Raw genomic sequence first — 22862 nt, 5'->3', positions numbered from 1 at the left:
ACAAAATGAAAACATTTCAAAAGGTGTCCAATCATGATTTATTGTTTCCTTTTTCCTTTGTCTTTCAAGATAAGAAAAGCCCTCAAAAGGAACTGTCTGATCATATGCATGATTATTATGAAATTGTTTATGTTTATAGTGGCAAAGGGACTTTTTTTATCGGTGAGGTTTTTTACGATATGCAGCCCGGAGATGTATTCTTAATTCCAAATAATACGATTCATCGGGCAATGCCGGATCAGGACGACCCTATTATGTCTACGATTATCTTTTTCAGCCCAACATTAATTTATAATAACCTAGTTGATGATTCTTTTTCTTATTTACATTTATTTGATGCAACAAAAAAAGATAAAAATTACAAAGTATCTTTACCTCCAGAGAAACAACCAAAAATAGAAGAACAGCTTCTACGTATCTACCAAGAAACAACGGAAAATAAACTAGGATCCAAGCATGCCTCTTTGCTGATTGTTCACCAGATTATGCTTGATTTATGTCGTATTCGCGTGAATAACGAACAGAATATGTCAGAGAGTACTACCTATAGTTTAGATTGGATTAAAGATATTCTAGCCTATATTAATGACCACTTAAGTGAACCATTAACCTTGACGAAACTTGCCAAGAAATCCTTAGTCAGTCCCTCTCATTTCAGTAGAGTCTTTAAAGAAACGACTGGAATCGGGTTAATCGTGTATGTCAATACGAAAAGAATTATTAAAGCAAAAGAACTATTATTGGAAACAAATTACACTATTTCGCATATCGCGGAATTATGCGGTTTCGAAAGCATGCCCCATTTTCATCGAATCTTTAAAAAATATATGGATAGAACTCCCGCTAATTATCGAAAAGAATACCGAAAATCCTAAATTTAGTAAAACTTGATGATCTCATATGTATATTGATTATTTTTTCAAAAAAAGAGTGTCACCCCATTTGTATACCAAATGAGTGCGACACTCTAGTTGATTAATCTATTACATCGGTTTGACAATTGGACGTACAAAGCGAGTTACTGCAAGCGATGCAACAACAGCTAGTCCACCTGCAAGCAAGAAAGCAGCTGTAAATGTTCCTGTTGTATCCACAAGGTAACCTGTTAAAGTTGGTCCAATAATTCCAGCTGTATTCGCTAAGAAGTGCATGAATCCACCAACTGATCCAACGTTTCTTTGATCGACAACATCATTGACAATTGCCCAGTAAATAGCACCTGTCAAATATAAGAAAAATACAGAAAATGCAACGAGTGTAACCGCGCCTACTGTTGTTGTTACTAGACCAGCTAAGCCGATACAAATTGCTGATAGGAACAAACATGTTACAAGCACAAGTTTACGTGAGAATAAAACACCTTTTTGGACGAATTTTTTAGAGAAGAAATCCGATACGAATCCGCCTAAAGCAAGACCAAGAAACCCTAAAATCCACGGAATCACTGTAACAATACTCATGTCTTTTACACTCAAGCCGCGAGCATCTACCAAATAACTTGGGAACCAAGTTAAGAAGAAGAACAAAATATAGTTGTAAGCAAAAAACGCAAATGCTGTAAACAATACCGTTTTTTGTTTCAAATAAAAGGTTAATTTCAACTTTCCTTCCGTTGCTGCTGCTACCTGTGCTTCTCCCGTATTGACCTGTTCAGATGAATCTGCTGGTTTTTCTTTAACAAATTTCCACCAGCAAACAGCCCATATAAGACCAATCACCATGATTGCAATAAATGAAACTCTCCAGCCGTATGCGATTGCGATAAAACCAACAATTGGTCCTGAAATAGCACCACCAAGCGGTGTTCCGCTATTCGTTAAACCGATCACAGATGCACGGTTACTCGGTGGAAACCAGTTATTGACCATTTTACTTATAGTTGCCGAGAGTGGACCTTCCCCCATCCCAAACAGAACACGAATAACAATCATACTGACAAACCCAACAGCCAGCACAAGTGCACCGCTGAATAATGACCAAACGATCATGGCAACAAAAAGAGTCAGCTTCGCACCATATTTATCGGATGCCATTCCGCCAAGAAAGTTAAAGATAGCATAACCGACAGAAAAACTACTAAAAATAATCCCCATCTCAGTCGCTGTTAAAGATAAATCATCTTGAATGAATGGTGCTGCAATAGACAATGCAGAACGGTCTAAATAGTTTATTACACCCGCTAAGAACAAGAAAACAATAACTACTCCTCTACCCTGTGAAAACATAAAGAACCCCCCCTTGTATATTTCAATGAATCTATAAGCATCTTTTTTGAAAACGGTTCCATTTGATAGCCAAGTATCAAAACCTTTACATTTTACAAAGGCTTTGTTATATAACGCTGTTAAGCAACGATATCGTTCAACAGAGCCTTCTTGTAAATAAATCGGTTTAGTAAAGTTCAGGTAAAAAAGTGCTTTCTTTTTTACCTGAACTCTAGCAAGAATTTCTCAACAGCAAAGTTGGTTTCAAACGATGTACGCTTGTGTCTTCTTTTCCAGTTTTATTGATTTGATTAAGCAATAATTGTGCTGCTTGGTTTGCCATTTCTATTGCTGGTTGATTAACCGTTGTTATAGTCGGTGTATAGAAATCAGCATACGAGACTTCATCAATTCCTATAACTGCAACATCATCAGGAATATTCATATTGTGTTTTTTCATATATCGCAATACTTCATTAAGCACGATATCATTTCCTGCTAATATGGCTTGAGGCGGCTTTTTCAATTCGAACAATTCTGAAAGCTTGTCCGAAATTTCTTCGGCATTCGCTGTTTTAATATACTCTAGATTGACTGGTATGCCATGTAATTCCAGTGCCTCTTTGTATCCTTGAATACGTTCAAGACGCGGACTAATATTTCGGAAGATTGAAGTAGTTATGATTGCAATGTCCTCATAACCTTTCTCGACAAATCGATCTACGGCTAATTTAGACGCAAGGTGATTGTCAAGCATGACTGTCGCAATATTTAACTCTTCTATCGCCCGATCCATAAACACTACTGGAAATTGATCACTCTTCATGCGTTTATATAAATCAAGATTGTCCCCTGTAGGAAAAATGATGATTCCATCAACTTGCTTTGCCCTTAGCATTTCTATATAATTCTTTTCTTTCTCAGGTTGATCATCTGCATTACATACAATAATTTGAAATCCGTGTTTATAAAAATAGTTTTCTATTGCACGGATAATTTGTGTAGAAAACGTGTGAAGAATATTAGCAACGACTACTCCAACAGTAAAAGTAGACTTCTGTTTTAAACTACGTGCTATAATATTAGGCTGGTAGTTTAACTCTTCAATGGCTTCTTCAATTTTTTTTCTCGTTTTCTCACTCATATACTCGTATCGTTTGTTCAAGTATTGGGAAACTGTGCTTTTTGATACCTTCGCATGTTTGGCGACATCAGTAATTGTAATAGCTTTCATTTCATTCATTCCTATCTTGTGTTTTTGTACCGGTACATATCACCATTTTAGTAAAATCGTTTATGATACATTAACAAATATTCTATTATATTAGGAATGGCTTTACAATCATCTTCCGGTTACACCAAAAACACAATCTCCTAATACCTCCCCATAATCAGTAATCCGTGACAAAAAATCCCTTTTTGTAGAAAAGATCCTTTAGCTCACACACCTGAGTAAGCCATAAAGCCACCATCAACCGGCACCGTAATACCTGTGACAAAACCCGAATAGGATTCATCAGCAAGCCAAAGCAAGGTACCAAGTAAATCTTCAGATTGTCCAAAGCGTTTCATTGGTGTTGCGGTAATAATTTTATTAGATCGTGCAGTTGGACTGCCATCTTCATTAAGCAGCAGGTCTCTATTTTGCTTTGTCAAAAAGAATCCTGGTGCAATAGCATTCACACGCAAACCTGCTTCAGCAAAATGAACAGCCATCCACATTGTAAAATTATTAACTGCAGCTTTAGCAGCGCTATAAGCTGGCACCTTGGTCATCGGTGCATAGGAACTCATCGAGGAAAGATTAATTATAGCCGGTGATTCCGCCTCTAATAATGTCTCTCCAAACACCTGGCTTGCTAAAAATGTGCCTGTGAAGTTACTGGAAAAAACTTTTGAAAAACCGTTTTCATTCAAATCAAAAAATGATTTTCCTTCTATATCTTCCCCAAATTTCTCCGGACTCGTAATGGCATCAGGATGATTGCCTCCAGCCCCATTGATTAACAAGTCTATACGTCCGAACGCTTCAATGACCTTCTCTTTTGCATTCACTAATGAGGTTCTATCCAAAACGTCTGCGGCAACCGAAATCGCTGTACCACCAGCTTGGCTAATGGTTTCGACCACTTGTTGTCCTTTTTCAGCTGTTCTGTTCAAAATGGCTACTTTAACCCCGTGGCGGGCTAATTCTTCAGCCATTTTTGAACACAATACACCGCTTCCACCTGTAATTACTGCTACTCTGCCTGCTAAGTTCTCGTGGATTGGAATCATTGTTTATTACCTGCTTTGCTTGATTCATAGGCATCCCACAATCCAAGTAAATACATAATTCCTAAAGCTCGGTCATATAAGCCATAACCTGGGCGACAAACCTCTCCCCAAATGTGACGACCGTGGTCAGGTCTTACATAGCCAGTATAATTTTGCTTGCTTAATTCTTCTACAACACCCTTAATATTAATGGAGCCATCTTGTGTATAATGAGATGTTTCCACAAAGTCACCGTTTTCGTAAATTTTCACATTACGAATATGAGAGAAAGGAGCACGATAAGCATACTTTTTAGCTACTTGAACCATATCATTTTCAGGATTCGCTCCCATTGAACCTGTACACATCGTAAATGCATTCGATGGTGAATCAGAAATGGCAATTAATTTCTCGTAACTTGCTTCACCCGTAATGATGCGTGGCAGACCAAAAATAGACCAAGGTGGATCATCCGGATGAATCGCCATTTTAATCCCGCATGCCTCCGCTACAGGCAATATTTCTTTTAGGAATATTGCCAAATTCGCCCACAACTTTTCTTCATCTACACTTTTATAGGCTTCAAATAATTCAGAAATCCGCTCCATTTTTTCTGGTTCCCAACCAGGCAATGTTAAATCGGAAGCTTCTGATACCGTACGAATTAGCTCTCGTGGGTCTAGCTTATCGACCTTTGCTTTTTCATAAAATAAAGCTGTTGAACCATCTTCCAAAGGGTGGAACATTTCTGTACGAGTCCAATCAAAAATCGGCATAAAGTTATAACAAATGACCTTTACTCCAGCCTCTGCAAGATTACGGATTGTCTCTTTGTAATTTTCGATATACATCATACGGTCTTCATTGCCTAATTTAATTGATTCATGAACATTTACACTTTCCACAACATCTGTGTGAAATCCAAACGACTGGATATAGTCGATTTCTTCTTTAATTTCTTCTTTTTCCCATACCTCACCGACAGGTTTTTGGTGCAAGGCCCACACAATTCCCTTAACTCCAGGAATTTGTTTGACCTGCTCCAAAGTGACAGTATCATTACCTCTACCATACCATCTAAATGTAATATTCATCATACACCCCCGTTATTCAGCACTTTTCTGCATGTATTTTTTACTTAATTCAACTACGGCTTCATAGCCACCGCTCTGATAGGCTTTATTCAAGTCGCTTCCAATTCCAGTTGCCACTGCACCTGCATGTAACCATTCCTTCATATTATCCAAATTAATTCCGCCTGTTGGCATAATTCTTACATTAGGCAGCGGACCATTTACGGACTTGATGAAAGAAGGTTCAAAATGGTTTGCTGGAAATAGTTTCAGAACATCACAGCCTGCTTCAAGAGCCATAGCCATTTCTCGGATTGTCATACATCCAGGCATATAGGGAATGCCATATCGATTACAAAGCAGTGCAACATCTTCGGCAAAATACGGACTCACAATAAAACGGGCACCAGCTAAAATGGCATGACGTGCTGTTTCTGAATCTAATACAGAGCCTGCTCCTAAGAGTGCATCCGTATTTTGCAACTCTTTAAAAACATCTTCAATTTGTGGAGTGGTATACGTTAATTCGATTGCTCGAATTCCCCCTTCCACAGCTGCTTTAGACAGTTGAATGGCTTCCTCTGCATCCTGCCCTCGAATAACAGCGACAACCTTTGCCTCCGTTATTTGATAAATAATTGAATGTTTATCCATTAAGTCACCCCCTTTAATTAAATACGATGATTGCTTTTCGAACCTGTTCTGGATGCTTTTCAACAAAATTAAAAGCCTCTTGGACGTCATCAAGCGAAAATGTATGTGTAACTAGTCCGTTATGACGCAACTGCCCTTCATTTAACAGTTTCACTACTTTTGAAAACTGATTCGTTTGCAATCTAGACCCAACCACAGTCACTTCCTTTTTTGTGATTGGAAGCTGAGCGATTGCTGAAGTGCGCTCATCAAAACCAAGCACGACAATCCGCCCTGCAACAGAGACTACATCAAAAGACAATTCAAAAGTCATCGGCAAACAAACGGCATCAATAACAACATTAGCCCCTTCTCCATTCGTCCATTCCTGTACATGTTGTCGAACATCTTCATTACCAGCATGAACAGTGACATCAGCTCCATTTTCTTTAGCAAAAGCCAAGCGTTCTTCACTTAAATCTGTGATCATGACAGATGCACCTTGAAGCTTAGCCATTTTTAAGATACAAATCCCTATAGGCCCTGCTCCTTGAATAAGTACAGTATCTCCTTGCTCCACTTCACCTCTCCAAATCGCTTGTGCTCCAATTGTATAAGGCTCGGCTAATACGATCTCTTCCCAAGCTAAAGTGGGATCTACAACATGTAGTTGTTTCTCGGGAAGCACGAACCATTCCCTCATCCCACCATCTTCATGTACACCAAAAACAGAGAGTTTTTCACACACATTTTGACGGCCTTTACGGCAAGCATAACACTCTCCACAATAACTGATAGGTTCGACCACTACGTGATCGCCTACTTGAACACCCGTAACATCCTGACCAATTTCCACGACTTCTCCTGCTACTTCATGTCCAACAACACGGGGCAAAGTAGCAAGAGGATTTGTTCCATGGTAAATATGCATATCTGATCCGCAAATCCCAACTCTTTTTACTTTAACCAGAACATCTGTAGAGTTCGAAATCTTTGGTTGTTCTACTTCTTGAATAACAAGCTCATGTGCTTTTCGTACTTGAACCGCTTTCATTTCTCCACCTGCTTTTTAAGAAATTTATATTGGACGCAATCGTAATACCTTGTTCAATCTCATCCGGTACATATACTCGGTCAAACCTTGTAGTTAGCGGAACACACTGAAGCGCTTTCATTAAAAAGAAAAAATCTTTTAGTGATAGACATACGCTTCGCCACCTTACCTTTCAATAACAACTTCATCCTGTATGAAATTCCATACTTCTTCCAAATAAGGCAACCCTTCATTATCCCCTAGCACAGTCGTGACAAGAGCCCCGACACCATTTGCAAATGCTAAGCGTTCTTCAATCGATAAACCATGAAGATACCCGTAAATGTAACCAGCATCAAAACCATCTCCCGCACCAACAGTGTCTACTGGAATAACTGGGAAGGCTTCTTTCTTATACCATCTTCCATTTGTATATAGCTTTGAACCGTTAGCGCCATCCTTAATGACAAGCTGATCGATATTGTTGAGATTTGCGAATTTTTCCAATGATTCTTCAGAGTCTACTCCATTAATCAACCGGATTTCATCAAGTCCTGTTAGCAAAATATCAATATATGGGAAGAGTTCCGCATAAACAGCTCTCGCTTCCTCAATCGTCCATAGCTTCAAGCGGATATTCGGATCAAATGAAACCGGGATATCTTTTTGTTTAGCGATTTCTATCACTCGCTTAGCAATGCTTACATTTTTAGGGTTTATAGCCAAAAATACACCCGTAAGATGGACAAGATCAATGTTTTCAAACATCCGTTCCGTGATATCTTCCGGCTCTAGAGTTAAAATAGGTGATTGATATCGATAATAAAAAGTCTTTCCTGAACCATCCTCTCGAATTTCTTTGAAATTCAAAGATGTTGGATACCCTTCTACATAGGCAACATCGCACATATCTACCCCTTCGCCGCGTGCGAAATTATAAATAACACGACCAAACTCATCTTTACCTAAACGGCTTAACCACTTTGCCCGCATACCGAGCCGAGCACAGCCAATGGCAAAATTCAGTTCAGCCCCTCCTACTTTACGCTCAAATTGGCTGACGAATCGTAAAGGCCCGGTTTGAGCAGGATTTAACGTAATCATGGCGTCACCTAGTGTTAAAACACCAAATCTTGATGACACTACAGTCCCCCCTTTTTAAACATTCACCAATATAAAATAATATTTGGATTATATTTCGTCTACTAATATATAAATCGATTTAGTAAATTACTAAATCGGTTTTGTAAATCGGTTTAGTAGAATTGTAAATGAAAATCCTATTAAATACAACAGATAAATAAAAAAATTCTAAATTTTTTTATTTATATTTTTCCATACCTAGTTTGCCACTCGTTTTCTTCAGATTCTCGGTCATCCTGAATAAGCCTGTATTAAGTTAATCGCTCCTACTGCCTTCATAATCATTCAGAACTTGTTCCCTATACTATTAAGCTACACCCATGCCAGACGCACGAAAAAGAGGATGAGCTTCATACTCATCCTCACTTCGATTGACAAAACGCCTCTAAAAAATGCGTTAAAATCCTCGCGGTCAATCCCCAAATGACGCGATTTTCATACCCATAAAAATATTCATCCATTTTTCGCGGCTGCCAGTCATAGTTTTTCCCTCCGATGATTAAATCAAGAGGAAACTGCTCATCAAGCTCTATCTTATAGTTCACTTGAAAAATCCTAGGTGGATGTTCAATAAAAAACGCTAATGGAACCGTAAAAATAGAAGCTACTTCAGCTTGGTTTACTTGAATATCATCGAGATTATGTATATAACCGGCAAATGGAGTTATCTTTGTTCCAAATGGTGTCACAATATAATCTAACGGATAAAGGTCGCCAATATCACGCCTATTTAATCCAAGTTCCTCCATCGTCTCACGAATTGCTGTCTGTTTTTCATCACGGTCATCATGATCCACTCTTCCACCCGGAAAACAAATGTCTCCCGGCTGACGCTTCAATGTATGAGCCCGCTCTTCAAAAAGAATATGAAGTCCATCTTCTTTCTCAACGAGCGGCAATAGAACCGCGAATTTAGAAAATGTTTCACTTCCTAATATAGAAGGTTTATGTTCTGCTAATCTTTTGTTCAATTCTCCCGCATCCATTCATGTCACCTCATTTATTACTATACCTCTATTGTATACTGCTTGTAGTGCCGAGTCTAAATTTTATGCAATCAAAAAAACCGCAGCTTTATATAGCTACGGTTTACTCAACATTCGATTTCATTACAACGCTTTTAATAATTTTTTCACAAGCTCCGATGTTTTACATTCATGAACATTGCCTAAATTAACAACTTGAATTTGTTCAAATCGTTCTGGATTAATACAATTACGCGTATCAAAAATCATTTTCCCGTTCATTTGTTGAGATAAAATATCCAGATCCATCTCTTTAAATTCTTGATGGTCAGTTAAGAGTAAGATAAGATCAGCCTTTTGTACGGCTTCTTCCGCTGATACTACCGGCATTTTACTCACTGAAATATGAGGATCATGGAAGGTCAGCTCGATATTTTTTTGTTTCATTAATAAGTTAATAACTTCAATAGCTGGGCTTTCTCGTAAATCATCGACATTTCCTTTATACGAAAGACCAAATATTGCAATCTTCGGAAACTGCAGATGTCTGAGCAACATATTAACACAATCGACAATATACTGCGGCATGCTCCTATTTGTTTCACGAGCTAATCCAATCATTTTGGCTGCCTTAGGGGCCTCAGCGACAATAAAATGTGGATCAACCGCTAAGCAATGCCCCCCTACCCCAGGCCCTGGCTGATGAATATTTACACGAGGATGTTTATTAGCCATTGTAATCACATCAAGTGCATTGATATTTAACTCAAAACAAATTTTAGCTAATTCATTCGCAAGAGCAATATTTACATCACGAAACGTATTTTCCATCAGCTTGGCCATTTCAGCAGTACTTGCATTCGTCCGAATAATTTCTCCTTTAACAAAGGTTTCATATACAGCAGCACCTGCATTCGTACAAGCTTCCGTAATGCCGCCGACCACTCGATTATTATACACCAATTCATGGAAAATTTGTCCAGGTAATACACGTTCAGGACAGTGAACGACATACACATCCTCACCAATCGTATAACCTGCTTTTTCTAATAAAGGAGCAATCTGATCTTCCATGCTTCTTGGAGCAATTGTCGATTCAATAATGATTGTATTTCCTTTTTGAATAAACGGGAGAATCTGTTTCATCGCTTGTAACACATGGGTTAAATCACATGATCTATGTACATCCTTTTTATTTGGCGTTGGTACAGCAATTAAGAATACATCGGCTGCTTCCGGCATTACTGAAGCACGAAACTTTCCGCTTTTAACGACCTCTGTTAAAAACTCCTGCAATCCAGGTTCCTCAATATGGATTTTACCATCATTTAATTGATTAATAATTTCTGGTACAAGATCCACACCTACCACTTCTACTCCATGTTTAGCAAACATAATTGAGGTTGGTAATCCAATATATCCTAATCCCATTGTACATAATTTCATCTATTCCCCACTCCTCACGATTTATATATGAATCTACTACTTTAGGCTGATTCGTAAATTTCAATGAAGACTTCTTTTTCTTTTTTCCAATTATATTTGTTACGAGCATGTAAACAATTTACACTCATTCGCTCGCGAACTTCGGGATGATTCAATAAGTAATTGACGCCTTGAGCAATGGATGCTGGTTCATGTGAATCAACACAAACACCAATTTTCTCCTCTTCTACAACCTTCTGAATTTCTGGAAAGCTACAAGCAATAACAGGCACTCCGCTCATCATATATTCAAACAGCTTATTAGAAGAGGCTGAATAATGATTGAAACAAACATTGTTTAATACTTGAAACCCTAGGTAAGCATGTTTCGTATAATGAAGAAGTTCATCCACCGGTACTTTCGGAATAAACTTAATACGATGTTCAAGATTTCGTTCCGCAACCATATTGACTAACTCTGGCTTTAGCCGACCATCGCCAATGAACACAACCGTACCTCTTTCCATCATCGGAACCGCTTCAACAATCTTCTCTAACCCTCGTCCAGTTTGGATGCCCCCTTGATACAAGAGAACCGGTTCATCTTGTTCAATTTGCAATAATTCTGCCAAATTAATAGCCGAGCTTTTCTCAGGGTTAGTTGGAATAGGGTAATTATGAACAACATTCGGATAATGTCCATAACGATCATCGTGATATTTAGCACGCGTATGATTTTCGGTAATGATTTCATCAACGAACCATAGCAAAACTCGTTCCATGATGCCGTAAATAGGACTGTTATATCCCGTTCGACTCGTTTGGACTTCATGAGAATCATAAATGAGCTTTTTACGGCGAAGCCACTTAGCTGAGAGTACACCTTGCATAAGCGTGTTTAAATCATTCGAGTGATAGAAATCATATTTCTTTTTTCGACCATACCGCACCATTTGGCTAAAAATATAACCTCGAACCATTAATGTTGGAATTTTTGTTTTCGTTAGTGCAAAGATCAAGATTCCTGCTAAAGCAAGCAAACTAAAATAGATGGTTACTCCAAACCAATTTGTAATCACTTCAAGATTCAATAAAATATTGAAAGTAATTAAAAACAGGAGCATCATTTCAATTTTTTTCTTCTTCACTTTTTTAATGAAACGAATGACGCGAAGAAGCGAATTCATCCGATTATTGACTCGGATAACCCGAAAACCGTTGGGATGCTGCTCCTCTTTTGCTAACTGTTCATCTTTCCAATTATGAATCGCAATTAAATCTACTTCATAGCCAACTTCCGTTAATGCCGAGCATTCTCTAAGCACCCTGGCATCATTTGTGAAGTGGTTCCAAACAAACATGCATACTTTTTTAGACATCTTAGCCTCCAAGAATATGATTTACTGAGCTTCTAATATGTGGCGTAATCCTTCGATATTATGATTCCAGTAAAAATGTTGTTTAGCATATTGATAGCCATTGTTTCCAAAAAGGTTCATTAACCCTCGATTTTGAGCAAGCATCACGATATGATCTGCAATTTGCTCAACACTTCTATCTTCAGCTATAAGCCCGCATCGCGCTCCTCGAATCAAGTTTGCTGCAAAGCCTGAAACATCGGCGACAATCGGCTTGCCGACACACATATAATCAATGATTTTCCCCGGCAATACTTTATCAAAAACCGATTTCTCTACTAAACTAACATAGGCAATATGAGCAGCCGCTAATTCCTGAAGAGTCGCTTTTCTGCTTTTCGCTTGAGTGAAAGTAATATTGTTCAATCCTCTTGCCTTTATTTCGGTTTCCACTTCATTTTTTCGAAAACCATATCCGATAATGACAAACTCAATGTTTGGATATTCCTTTAAACGCTCTGCAACGCTAAGCAGTTTCAAAATATCTTGCGCTAAACCAATATTCCCGGTATACATCACCTTTATTTTTTCTTCAGATAATGGTGGAGGACGGCGAGCAAAATTCAATTCTTCACTTGTTAAAGAGTTTGGAATAAAACGAATTCGCTGTGCCTCTACTCCTTTTGACTGAATATACTCTTTGAAAATAGGACTATTAATAATAATTTGATCAGATGCTTTGTATAATTTTTTTTCGAACCAATAAGCTCCTTTTAACACGGCTTTATTAGTAAATGCACCCACCCCCAATAAACTCTCCGGCCATAAATCTCGAACATCGGTAATAAGTTTCGCCTTCATTTTCCGTTTCGCAATCATACCTGCTACACTCGGAAAAATAGGCGGTGTGGAGATAAATACATAATCGTATTTTTTCTTTAGCTTGAAGATTGTCAAAATAAATAAAAACATCGATTCTAAATAATGAAATAGCCGAAACCAAATACTACTTGTGTACTGTTTTACTTTTGCTGGGTTAATTCTAATTACATCCTGTTCAATATCCTCTTCATCCCAAAACTGTTCATCTTGATACAAATTCTGATTAGGGTAACTCGGATTCATCGTTAATACGGTCACTTCATATCCGCTTCTCTTTAAATGCAGATATATATTTTTTAAGCGATTTGCGCCGCTCCCAATTTCAGGATAAAAGTTTTGGACGATCATTAGGATGCTTTTCATATAAAACCTATCACCTCTATCCCTCCAGTATTTGTAATCTAACTTCAGTATAATGAGCGAATATGTAGCACGTATTAATGGAGAATAAAGAAATGTTTAACAATATGAAAGTTTTATTGAAGATTTGTGAATGTGGAATAAAATTGAAATATTTGAATCAAATACAAGAACTTCTCATCATACAGCTTAATTTTTTTACAAAATCATAAAAAAACGCCTGGAAGAGTATCCTCCAAACGCTTTCCCCTAAAATTATGCTAATTTTTCCTTTACACTATCAATGACTGCACGCCACATGTTCGGATCAGTTGTAATGGTTTGTTTAAATTCACGATACATATTTTTCTGCTTTTCTTCAAAATCAGGTGAATCACTCGCTGGCAAATCATTTCTTAACGATGTAACGAGCTGCTGAATCTCATCTGCTCTCGGTCCCCAAACGCGAACTTCCTTTCCTTCTTGATCAATAAAAACAAAAATCGGAATTGAACGTGACGTTCCATTCGTCAAATATTGATTCATTAATTCCAAGTTTTCATCTCGAATAAGGAAGCGCAATTCAATATCACTTACTTCAGCCATTCTTTGAATAATCGGCACGTTCAATGCTGCATCTCCACACCAATCCGCTGTTAGTACAATCCCTCTCCAGTTGCGTTGATGAAGGTCCGTTAAGAATCGTTGATCTTCGTCATTTAATTGTACCTGCTCATAAACTGCCGTTACTTCAGCTTGATTCACTTGCATACTTGTACGATATTGTTCAAATGTTTGACCTTTTTCAAACCATTTATTTAATGTCATATGCCCACTCCTTTTTCTTTATATACGAACATCCTAATCGTAACAGGTTCTTGCATTCATTTGCTAACGAAACAATTCGGCTACTCTTGCCACTGAGGGACCTTATCATCTTCATCAAACTCGATAATAACATGGGTTACGCCTCTTTCATTCAAAATAGCGGACCTTAAACGATCTTTAATATCATCCGCTTTCGCAAGCGTAATGGAAGCATCGAGTTCTATCTCCAATTCAACGTGAAAGTCTTCCCCTTCTTTAATGACCAGCAGTTCTTGAATATCACGCACATCTGGATCATCCATCACCATCTGCCCAATTTTCAGCTGCATATCATAATCTGCCTCACCTAGAGCCCCAGCTGCATTATCCAGAAATACTCGTCCAACTACAAAGAACATCATAAGACCAATGATGGCAGAAGCAAACCCCTCCGCTGTATCAAATGGTGTAAACCTGGCTAACAAAATCGCAATAATGGCTAATAAACCACCTGATGTGGCTACCGCATCTTCCATAAACACAAGCTTGGTCGCTGGTTTTGCACGCTTCAGTGCTCCAAAGCTTTTGTATAAAACCGACAAGCCCTTTGCTTCCGTTCCTGTTTCATGCAGCACTTCTTTCATTGCCTTATACAGTACATACATTTCTAAAATAACAGCAATCGATAATACTGATAAGTTGATTAAAATACCTTCTGATTCAACTGGATGCAAAATATGATGAATCCCTTCTTTAACCGTTTCATACGACATAATCCCAACAATTAATACCGCACCTAATAAAACAAGATTGACTAGTCGCCCAAATCCATTAGGAAATCGATCTGTTGGCGACTTCTTACTTAACGCAGATCCAATAAATACAAACAGTTGATTGGCCGCATCGCCTAAACTATGTAAGGTTTCAGCAAACATCGCCACATTGCCCGTAATAGAAAAAGCTACCCCTTTTAAAATCGCAATAATCGTGTTCACACAAGCTGCAATAAAAGCGGATTTGTTCCCCTTTTTCAACAACTGAAATAATTCTCTCATCCGTGGTAGTCCCTTCTTGTTTGGTTTATCGAAAGTTATTATCTCCAGAACAAAGGAAAAGAGTACCGTTTTTTTTTGCGATAATTTATTTTTAATTCTTGTATGGTTTTAGAATTTGTTTTGCCAATTATTCCATTCCTTAGCCGTGGAAGCGGTCAGTTTACCGTTTGAATCTCGTGCAAATTATTAATTTCAGCAAAGTTCATGTTACGACGTTAAAACATTCCATTTTTATTTGGTGAGTTCTCCGGTATAGATTGACCAATATCCCATAATTCCACAATTCGGTCATCCTGAAAGCGGAAGATATGAACAACAGCCCCGCCAAGGTCATTGGGATTCTGTTTGACATGAGAGTGAACTACAACGGTCTCGTTCTCTTCGATAGCAAGTTTAACCTCAAGTGTCTTATGAGGATTTTGGGCTGCACTCTCTTCCATCGCTAGCATTAGTGAATCAGCATCTCCGGGAAAAAAGGGATTATGGTGGCTAAAGCCAGGGCCAATGTGTCGCTGATATGCTTCACGAACTTTCCCCGATGCTACGAGTTGTAGAAACGACACTGCTTTCTCTTTATTATTGAGTGTCGTTTTAGACTGGTGTTCCGTATTCATCTTAATCAGCCCCTCATTTCATTTTTAGGATTTATTACATTTTAGAATTAAATGCATTTTAAAGGTATTATTCAAGTAAGCCTATTTAATACTTCTTTTGCCGCACGTTCTCCTGATTGTATGGCGCCTTCCATATAAAATTTCCATTCATCTGCCGTTTCCGTACTCGCCCAATGAATCGGTCCAATAGGTTGATGCAGCCATTCACCGAAGGAAGTAATAATTTCAGGAGGAAAATGAGCCGCATATCCCCCTCGAATCCAGGGTTCCTCTGTCCAATCTTTTTCATAAAACTCAATTGGTTGCTCAGCTTTTGGACCGAACAAAATCCCTATTTCTTTTAACACCGTTTGCTTTCGGCGTTGCTTTTCAAGTTGAGCTAATTCTTTTGCGTATCTTCCCCCAGAGAGCACCGTTAAAACACCTTTCCTCCCATCAACTGGCGAACTATCTGCAACAAGCCGGATTAGCCCTCTATCGCACTGTGCGTGGCCGTTTAAGCCTTCCTCTCTCCAAAACGGCTTGTCATAAATAAGAATCATCTTCATAACAGAAGATTGGTTAATCTTCCCGGTTATTATACTTCGCCCCGCTGGAAGAGGCGGATGATATTCAATGCGACCGCTAGCAGCTGGCGGAACAGCGACAATTACTTTTTTTGCCTTCCATACTTGTTTTTCAGTAAGAACAAGAACGCCATTTTCGCTGTATTCAATTCTTTTTACTGGCGTACTTACATATATATGATCTTTCATTGCATCTGCCATCTTCAACGCAAGTGTATACGCACCTTCTGAAAACCACTCTTCTTCCGCTGTCAGGACACGCTGGAAACCACCGCTTGTTTTTACGCACCATAAAAAATCTAATGCTGAAGGTTCAGAAAGCTCTACACACATTACTTCTGCAAATAGACGAAAAAAGTTTCTCCCTTCCTCTGTAAACATATTAGTTTGGATCCATGCATCGAGGTTGTATGTGTCTAGTTCTTTTGCTAAAGATGAATTCCATATGTCTTGTTCAGGTAATTCTGCTACCAAGCGCTCTATTTTGCCTGTGAGCTGGAACAAGTCAGAAAGGCCTTCAGGTGAAAGAGGAGGGTGTTCCCCTTCTATTTTCTGTATCGTCCCTCTTAAATTGTACGTCGTTTTACCTTTAGTATAGGTTTTTACAAGAGGCAAGCTAAATTCTTTAGCGAGAGCTCTTATTCGCCTTTGATAGCGTCCGACCCACTGCGCTCCGAGGTCAACTGTTACAGCATCCTTTGTTTGAAAGCTGTGTACACGTCCACCTACACGGTCCATAGCTTCTATCACAGCAATATTTACCTTTCTTTTTGTTAGCTCCCATGCAGCAGAAAGCCCCGCAAACCCGGCACCCACAATAACCACATCTACCTCTTTCATAACATTCCTCCCTAAAACATTCTGCTGAAACATCATTTTCATCATTCATTTACCTATTCTGAACGTTTCATGCATTATTAATGACACACGCTCTCCTGCAGTCAGTAGCACGCTTTCGGAGTAGTTGATAAAAATATGATTAGTCATACCAATTTTATCATTATCAGTTATAATATTAGATTTAACGGCATCAGCTTCAAATTTCTTACTGTATTAGAAATAGAATTAGTTACTTTATGTTCTAATTACTCCTAACTATTCTCACATAAACTTTATTATTTACGTTCTAGTTTTCATAAGGTAAGCAATTACAAAAGCAAGTAATGGCAGAAATAAAAACAAGATAAAGAAACCTTTTTGAGTAGACAAAATGATCGCTGGAATTAAAATGGCGAGTCCGCTAAAGAAAAATCCTTTCCAAGATTTTTTTAGACCTCCCCATAAAAGCAAAACGACTGAAACGATAATCAACAACCATAATACTGCACCTATAAATAGAAACCCTACACTCGATAAGATTGTACCTACAAAGAAGTCATTCATTTGTTTTATCCCTCCTTTTAACTTTTCTTTCTCTCGATACATCATATGTTGCAAGTTCTAATTTTTCTTTTCATTTTAAATGTAGTTCTAGTTATCTGGTGATTCAATTATATCGAGGCCATCACTAGGGTGTTACTACGATTAAAAGCTTCAGAGAAAAAATGAAAATAACTCCCCACACTCATTAACCATTCTATTATTTTCAAAAAATATTATTTACATATAAAGGACAAGGTATTATTATGACGATACCGAAACAACCTTTTCTTTAAAAAAGGAAAATCATTTTTACTATTGATGGATAATCAAGATCAGAGACATAACCCGTATAAACAGTGAGAAAATCACTGGATTGAAAAAACATATGAATGATTCACATAGCTTATTCTATACTACCGCCTTTTCTTGATATTAATAGGAAGACATCATGTTATCAGCATTACTTCATGGAATTATACTAGCCTTTGGATTAATTCTTCCTCTTGGCGCGCAGAACATCTTTATCTTTAACCAAGCGGCTTCTCAATCAAGGTTAAGAGGGGCGATTCCGGTTATTATCACCGCTTCACTTTGCGATACTTTTCTTATTTTATTAGCAGTTTTAGGAGTATCTATTATTGTACTAACAGTTCCAGCATTACAGATAGGGATTTTTTCCATTGGAATTGTATTTATTCTTTATATGGGATGGTCCATTTGGAATAGTGATACTGCAAATGTAAGTCAAAAAGAAGCAGCCATGCCGCCTAAGAAACAGATTATGTTTGCCATGTCTGTATCCTTGCTGAATCCTCATGCCATTCTTGATACAGTCGGTGTCATTGGAACGAGTTCTCTCAGCTATACTGGTCTAGAAAAAATAGCATTCACAGCTGCATGTATAGTCGTCTCATGGCTATGGTTTCTAGGCCTTGCTGTATGCGGGAAGATCGTGGGCAACTTTGATACAAAAGGGAAAGTTTTGAAAAAAATTAATAAAGTATCAGCACTCATCATATGGGCAGTAGCCATATATCTTGTTAGCCAACTGCTATGACAAAATAAGCACCAGTAAATTAGGCTGATTGTAAGACAAAGACCTTTATTCCAAAGCTTAAAAAGCTAAAATAAAAAAGGATGTCTCAAAAGCTAGGCTTTTGAGGCACCCTCGAAATTACCATTAGAACCTATCATTTACGCAACTTACATTGTACTGATGTCAATCACGAATCGATACTTCACATCTGAAGCTAATACGCGTTCGTAGGCTTCATCAATTTGGTCGGCTGAAATGACTTCAATCTTAGGAACAATATTATGTTCTGCACAGAACTCCAACATTTCCTGAGTCTCACGGATGCCCCCAATCATTGAGCCTGCAAATGAACGGCGATGACCAATTAAATTAAACACGTTTAGTGACAACGGTTCTGCAGGAGCACCGACGTTTACAAGAGTGCCATCAAGAGTAAGCAGTCCTAAATATGCATCCAGGTTAATCTTTGCACTTACTGTGTTAATAATTAAGTCAAAGGTTCCGACAAGTTTCTCGAATGTTTCTGGATCTTTTGTGGCATAGTAGTTGTCTGCGCCCAATTGCAAGCCATCTTCCTTCTTCTTCAATGTTTGTGATAGAACCGTAACCTCGGCACCCATGGCATGTGCAATTTGGACAGCCATATGACCAAGACCGCCCATACCAACTACAGCTACTTTCTTACCTGGGCCAGCTCCCCAATGATTTAGTGGAGAATATGTCGTAATACCTGCGCATAGTAATGGTGCTGCGGCATCAAGCTCAATGCTATCAGGAATTCTAACTACGAAGCCCTCCGTTACAACAATGTGGGTAGAGTAGCCGCCTTGAGTAGGCTCGCCGTATTTGTCAACACCAGCATAGGTAGGGATATTTCCTTTAAGACAGTATTGTTCTTCTCCTTTACGGCAGTTGTCGCATTCGCCGCAGGAGTCAACCATACATCCGACCCCTACACGGTCACCGACCTTGTACTTTGTGACCTCACCTCCTACATCCGTGATAATTCCCGCAATCTCATGTCCAGGTACGAGTGGATAGTTCACTGGACCCCATTCTCCATGTGCAGTATGGATGTCAGAGTGACATATTCCTGCATATTTAATTTCAATTAGAACATCATGCAAATCAAGATCACGTCGTTTAATTTCAGCAGCTCGAAACGGTTTGTCTGGACCGTCAACAGCTCGTGCTTTAACAATTATCATAAAAAAAAGCCTCCTATTAATTTATATTTTTCAAGAGAATGCGCTTATACCGGTATAAATGAAGAACTCAAGTTACAATTCCCCTTCATTCATTTCTATCTCCACTTTTTTCTCTTGCAAAACCATGTTAATCCCTATAGTTAACTCTAGGTCAAGCAATTAGTTTATATTTCTTTTGAAAATCTCCCCAGCCATACAAGTTTCATATCATCTATCAATCTAGCCTATAGCTAACTACATTTTTTTAAAAGTAAGTATAGCTCTAATGCACAAAGTCGATTTCTACTTTCCCTATAAGACGACTTTGACATCCAAAAAATACCGTGATAAAATCCCCTTACAACATAGAGTTAACTCGAAGTCTATACCCATAAAAAGGGGAGATAAATGATGAAGACATATTCTATCAGCGAAGTGGCAAATGAATTAAATCTTACCGTATATACCTTGCGTTACTACGATAAGGAGGGACTTATGCCTTTTGTAGAACGGACACCTAGCGGAACACGATTGTTTAAAGAATCCGATATCGGTGCTTTAAAAGTAATTGAATGTCTGAAAGCCACCGGGATGCCTATTAAGGAAATTAAAAATTTCATTGATTGGTGTTCTGATGGGGATTCCACGTTGCAACAAAGATATGACATGTTCGTGGAACGAAAAGCAAATGTAGAAGCACAGATGGAAGAATTAAAAAAAACCATGGAAATCATTGAACATAAATGCTTATATTACAAGACTGCTTTAGATGCTGGAACGGAAGATATTCATAAAAAGGATAAAATAAAGATTAATAATTAACAGAGACCACCTGTACTTCATAAATGTGTGTATGAAATACAGGTGGTTTTCTGTTTGTATCATTTACGTATTTAAATTCAAATAAAAAAACCAGAATTAAAATCCACTTACTTCGTCCATTATAGAGTTAACTATAAGTCGGGGAATTGGATATAAGCTGGTCAAACAATTGGCTTTGAAAGGTTTTAATTTAGGATCATTTCAAGTCGAGATCTAGAAGTTCTATCTAATATGTTAAATCGTCCATTCATCATGAACAATACCTACAAGATACCACTTGCTGCCCTTTTTCTCATAAACTAGCTTCAAACTGGACCAATCCATACCACTGTATTTCTTAGTGCCTCCAAAGTAATATTCAACCACGATGGAGTTTGGGTACACCTTACGAATATTGTTGACCGTATTTCCTTTCCCTATCGTTTGATTATACCCTACTTTTTTCATATTTTTATAATCGCGGTCATAAATAAAATTACGGTAGTACTGATTAAACGTCGCCTTGATTGGATTACCTGAGCCATCATATGCCCCCCATGTGTAAACGGTCTTGCTGGTTGGGAGCTTTCCTATTTGAGAAGGCTTAAATACAAGGTCAGATCTTTTGTCCACATACGTATAGGGCGAGAACCTAACTCCCTTATCAGGATGAATCATAGTTTTTAATTGTTTCATATTCTTGTTTTTAATAGCCTCAACCGTTACTTTTGCTTTTTTGCTAATGACAGCCTTCGCTTGCTTCGGAGACAGCTTGCTAGATACCGAAACTTGTTGAGCATTTATTTCTTCAAATTTCATTATCGGTTGGGTCTCTTGAACATCTATATGTGTTCCAGATAACAAAACAGTAAGGCCCAAAATAACTCCCTGTATACTCATTACTTTCCCCCTCACTTTAAATAATCATTCGCTTCTTTTTAGATCAAATAGAGTAGACACGATTTTTTAAGGAATTTATCTTCTACATTTAATAGCCTCTTCATTAAAGTACATAGATAGATCTATTCTGTATTTTAATGAAGAGGGAAATTTAGGTCTTATGCTTAACCCACATTCTTATTGAAATACATATTTCACAACAGATGAATGAAGTTTTTGTTTCAGAATACTCTATAAGTTTACATTAATAGTTTTGGCAATTAATGCAGCAGCTTCTTGTCTTTTCATGATTTTTTTCGATTGATAATTAACTGTTCCATCTTTTTTTGGTTTGATTTCAGGTCCATATAACCTCAATGCTACAATAGTTTTAACACTGTCTAAAGCCCATTTATCAGTGGAACCAGATAATTTTGCATCCATCGGCTGAACTCCGCTTAAGGTAAGCACCCGATATACATAGCTTGCAGCTTCCTGACGAGGTATGGTAGCATTTGGCTTAAATGTTTTTGAAGTAGATGTTACAATCCCATACTCTACAGCTGTTTGGACAACAGCTTTTGCTTTATGATTTTTCATATCTGTAAAACGAACAGGGTTATTCGATAATTGGATATTCGTTGCTTTTAATAAAACAGTTAAAAATTCAGCCCTTTTAATCGATTCTTTTCCACCAAATGTGCCATCCTTCTTTGCTTCAAGAGCATCCTGAAGTTGAAGAGTTTGGATATATTTTCTATATGGATCTTTTGTTGAAACGTCCTTGAAAGGTTTATTGAACTACCCCCATCTACTCCACTACGTTTCGTTGAAGAGGGGGATTCCTACGTACAAGATTCTATCGAACCTTAATGGAGTAGGCGATTCCTGTCGCACCGACAGTTAGCAGTACAAACGACTAACCTAGCAAGTCTCCTGCAAAAAAAGAATCTAGTTAGACAGTTAACGCTAATTCTTTTATATTTTTAGATGCGTTCACATCCGCGTTGTCTGTGTGACCACATTTTTGACACACAAATTCAGCTTGCGATGGACGATTGGCTTTTTCTGTATGGCTGCAAGCATGACAACGCTGTGAGGTACATGTAGGATGGACAGCGATGACGGTTTTCCCATACCATTCCGCTTTATATTCGAGCATGGTACGGAATTGTGACCAAGATGCTTCACTGATCGCTTTTGCCAGATGGTGATTCTTCCTCATATTCGCTACCTTTAAATCT

The 22862-nt window shown here is 38.1% G+C and carries 23 protein-coding genes and 1 pseudogene; 3 read left to right on the top strand and 21 right to left on the bottom strand.

Annotation, left to right across the window (positions count from 1 at the left end; translation table 11 throughout):
- Nucleotides 1–5: 5 nt before the first annotated feature.
- The gene (locus tag ACE199_RS20995; protein WP_375351477.1) at nt 6–875 is read left to right on the top strand and encodes a helix-turn-helix domain-containing protein; all 870 of its coding nucleotides are present in this window, start codon (nt 6–8) and stop codon (nt 873–875) included.
- A 108-nt stretch (nt 876–983) separates the two neighbouring features.
- Here ACE199_RS20995 and ACE199_RS20990 read toward each other — a convergent pair whose 3' ends face one another.
- From ACE199_RS20990 to ACE199_RS20915, 16 genes are all read right to left on the bottom strand, one after another.
- Nucleotides 984–2225, bottom strand: coding sequence for an MFS transporter (locus tag ACE199_RS20990; RefSeq protein WP_375351475.1), 1242 nt, complete (start codon nt 2223–2225; stop codon nt 984–986).
- A gap of 211 nt (nt 2226–2436) precedes the next feature.
- On the bottom strand, nt 2437–3438 hold the full coding sequence (locus ACE199_RS20985) for a LacI family DNA-binding transcriptional regulator (protein WP_375351474.1): 1002 nt from the start codon (nt 3436–3438) through the stop codon (nt 2437–2439).
- A 206-nt stretch (nt 3439–3644) separates the two neighbouring features.
- Entirely contained in the window at nt 3645–4481 is an 837-nt protein-coding gene (locus ACE199_RS20980; protein WP_375351473.1) for an SDR family oxidoreductase, read from the bottom strand.
- Nucleotides 4478–5554, bottom strand: a complete 1077-nt coding sequence (uxuA, locus tag ACE199_RS20975; RefSeq protein WP_375351472.1) for a mannonate dehydratase — start codon at nt 5552–5554, stop codon at nt 4478–4480. The genes ACE199_RS20980 and uxuA overlap by 4 nt, the downstream gene beginning before the upstream one ends.
- 12 nt (nt 5555–5566) lie before the next feature.
- Complete coding sequence (locus tag ACE199_RS20970; RefSeq protein ID WP_375351471.1) at nt 5567–6187, bottom strand: bifunctional 2-keto-4-hydroxyglutarate aldolase/2-keto-3-deoxy-6-phosphogluconate aldolase; 621 nt, start codon at nt 6185–6187, stop codon at nt 5567–5569.
- A gap of 13 nt (nt 6188–6200) precedes the next feature.
- On the bottom strand, nt 6201–7220 hold the full coding sequence (locus ACE199_RS20965) for a zinc-binding alcohol dehydrogenase family protein (RefSeq protein WP_375351470.1): 1020 nt from the start codon (nt 7218–7220) through the stop codon (nt 6201–6203).
- A 165-nt stretch (nt 7221–7385) separates the two neighbouring features.
- A complete protein-coding gene (locus ACE199_RS20960) occupies nt 7386–8342 on the bottom strand; it encodes a sugar kinase (RefSeq protein ID WP_375351469.1) in 957 nt (318 codons plus the stop codon).
- Nucleotides 8343–8704: 362 nt separating this feature from the next.
- Nucleotides 8705–9328, bottom strand: a complete 624-nt coding sequence (locus tag ACE199_RS20955; RefSeq protein WP_375351467.1) for an NUDIX hydrolase — start codon at nt 9326–9328, stop codon at nt 8705–8707.
- Nucleotides 9329–9451: 123 nt separating this feature from the next.
- Nucleotides 9452–10753, bottom strand: a complete 1302-nt coding sequence (locus ACE199_RS20950) for a nucleotide sugar dehydrogenase (protein ID WP_375351466.1) — start codon at nt 10751–10753, stop codon at nt 9452–9454.
- A 41-nt stretch (nt 10754–10794) separates the two neighbouring features.
- A complete protein-coding gene (locus ACE199_RS20945) occupies nt 10795–12111 on the bottom strand; it encodes a glycosyltransferase (RefSeq protein ID WP_375351465.1) in 1317 nt (438 codons plus the stop codon).
- Between the two features lie 21 nt (nt 12112–12132).
- Nucleotides 12133–13335, bottom strand: coding sequence for a glycosyltransferase family 4 protein (locus tag ACE199_RS20940; RefSeq protein ID WP_375351464.1), 1203 nt, complete (start codon nt 13333–13335; stop codon nt 12133–12135).
- Between the two features lie 252 nt (nt 13336–13587).
- Nucleotides 13588–14139, bottom strand: coding sequence for a thioredoxin family protein (locus ACE199_RS20935; RefSeq protein ID WP_375351463.1), 552 nt, complete (start codon nt 14137–14139; stop codon nt 13588–13590).
- Nucleotides 14140–14219: 80 nt separating this feature from the next.
- On the bottom strand, nt 14220–15173 hold the full coding sequence (locus tag ACE199_RS20930) for a cation diffusion facilitator family transporter (RefSeq protein WP_375351462.1): 954 nt from the start codon (nt 15171–15173) through the stop codon (nt 14220–14222).
- 215 nt (nt 15174–15388) lie between these two features.
- Nucleotides 15389–15787 carry a nuclear transport factor 2 family protein gene (locus ACE199_RS20925; RefSeq protein WP_375351461.1) on the bottom strand — a complete coding sequence of 133 codons (399 nt, stop codon included), beginning with the start codon at nt 15785–15787 and terminating at the stop codon, nt 15389–15391.
- Between the two features lie 71 nt (nt 15788–15858).
- Nucleotides 15859–17193: a flavin monoamine oxidase family protein gene (locus tag ACE199_RS20920; protein WP_375351460.1), complete on the bottom strand. Its 1335-nt coding sequence runs from the start codon at nt 17191–17193 to the stop codon at nt 15859–15861.
- A 279-nt stretch (nt 17194–17472) separates the two neighbouring features.
- Nucleotides 17473–17736, bottom strand: coding sequence for a hypothetical protein (locus tag ACE199_RS20915; protein WP_375351459.1), 264 nt, complete (start codon nt 17734–17736; stop codon nt 17473–17475).
- A 427-nt stretch (nt 17737–18163) separates the two neighbouring features.
- Here ACE199_RS20915 and ACE199_RS20910 point away from each other — a divergent pair, with 427 nt between their 5' ends.
- Nucleotides 18164–18772: a LysE/ArgO family amino acid transporter gene (locus ACE199_RS20910; RefSeq protein ID WP_375351458.1), complete on the top strand. Its 609-nt coding sequence runs from the start codon at nt 18164–18166 to the stop codon at nt 18770–18772.
- A gap of 146 nt (nt 18773–18918) precedes the next feature.
- Here the strand turns inward: ACE199_RS20910 and ACE199_RS20905 are convergent, their stop codons facing one another.
- On the bottom strand, nt 18919–19959 hold the full coding sequence (locus tag ACE199_RS20905) for an NAD(P)-dependent alcohol dehydrogenase (protein WP_375351457.1): 1041 nt from the start codon (nt 19957–19959) through the stop codon (nt 18919–18921).
- Nucleotides 19960–20349: 390 nt separating this feature from the next.
- Here ACE199_RS20905 and ACE199_RS20900 point away from each other — a divergent pair, with 390 nt between their 5' ends.
- Entirely contained in the window at nt 20350–20760 is a 411-nt protein-coding gene (locus ACE199_RS20900; protein ID WP_252295466.1) for a MerR family transcriptional regulator, read from the top strand.
- A 234-nt stretch (nt 20761–20994) separates the two neighbouring features.
- Here the strand turns inward: ACE199_RS20900 and ACE199_RS20895 are convergent, their stop codons facing one another.
- From ACE199_RS20895 to ACE199_RS20880, 4 genes and pseudogenes are all read right to left on the bottom strand, one after another.
- On the bottom strand, nt 20995–21639 hold the full coding sequence (locus ACE199_RS20895; protein ID WP_375351456.1) for a hypothetical protein: 645 nt from the start codon (nt 21637–21639) through the stop codon (nt 20995–20997).
- Nucleotides 21640–21870: 231 nt separating this feature from the next.
- Nucleotides 21871–22218 carry an S-layer homology domain-containing protein gene (locus ACE199_RS20890; RefSeq protein ID WP_375351455.1) on the bottom strand — a complete coding sequence of 116 codons (348 nt, stop codon included), beginning with the start codon at nt 22216–22218 and terminating at the stop codon, nt 21871–21873.
- A gap of 75 nt (nt 22219–22293) precedes the next feature.
- Nucleotides 22294–22398, bottom strand: a pseudogene (locus ACE199_RS20885) (hypothetical protein); the annotation flags it as partial.
- Nucleotides 22399–22573: 175 nt separating this feature from the next.
- A partial coding sequence (locus ACE199_RS20880) for an RNA-guided endonuclease InsQ/TnpB family protein (RefSeq protein WP_375351454.1) occupies nt 22574–22862 on the bottom strand: 289 nt, incomplete at its 5' end.

Source organism: Peribacillus sp. Hz7 (genome assembly GCF_042136355.1).
GTDB classification, from domain to species: Bacteria; Bacillota; Bacilli; order Bacillales; family DSM-1321; genus Peribacillus; species Peribacillus asahii_A.
Note: the sequence above shows the minus strand (reverse complement) of the source record. Positions and strands in the feature narration are given on the sequence as shown.